Annotated in this window: 1 protein-coding gene; it reads left to right on the forward strand. The window is 38.4% G+C overall.

Translation table 11 applies throughout. From position 1 onward, the window contains the following. On the forward strand, positions 1-575 hold a 575-nt coding region (locus tag MK851_RS15645; protein ID WP_320244939.1), incomplete at both ends, for a hypothetical protein.

Genomic DNA, 575 nt, shown 5'->3' on the forward strand with positions numbered 1-575 from the left:
GTAGTACGAGATAAAAATGGAGCTACCGGATTATATTGTGAGTCAACAGATCAAGTAGTCATAGCAAATCCAGCAGCGGTAACATTTACAGTAACTGAGAATGACAATTCATGTGATACCACAGTAGGAGGAAGTATATCAGTAACAGCAACAGGAGGTACAGGTACATATACTTATACATTATCTAACGGAAGTGGAGTAGTAGAAACGCAAATACTGAATGCTGCAAACTATACATTTACCAATTTAGCAGCAGATGCTTATACAGTAAATGTAGTAGATTCTAATGGATGTACAGAAGGTACGCCAACAGCAGTTACAATCACACCAGATTTAGTATTTACGTTAACAGAGACTAAGAAGCTAACATGTACTGCACCAATGGCAGCAACTGTAGCATTAGAAGTAACTTCAGGTTCTAGTAGTTATGCTTATGAAGTTGCAGGACCAAGTATAGCAGTAGGAAGAACGAATTTAGCAGGTACAACATTAACGCTAAATCCTACGGTAGCAGGAACATATACCGTAACAGTTTACGATGCAGGAGCAACACCAGAATGTTCAGTAGTTAAAAC

The sequence above is a fragment of the Tenacibaculum sp. 1B UA genome, from assembly GCF_033978845.1.
Classification (GTDB): Bacteria; Bacteroidota; Bacteroidia; order Flavobacteriales; family Flavobacteriaceae; genus Polaribacter.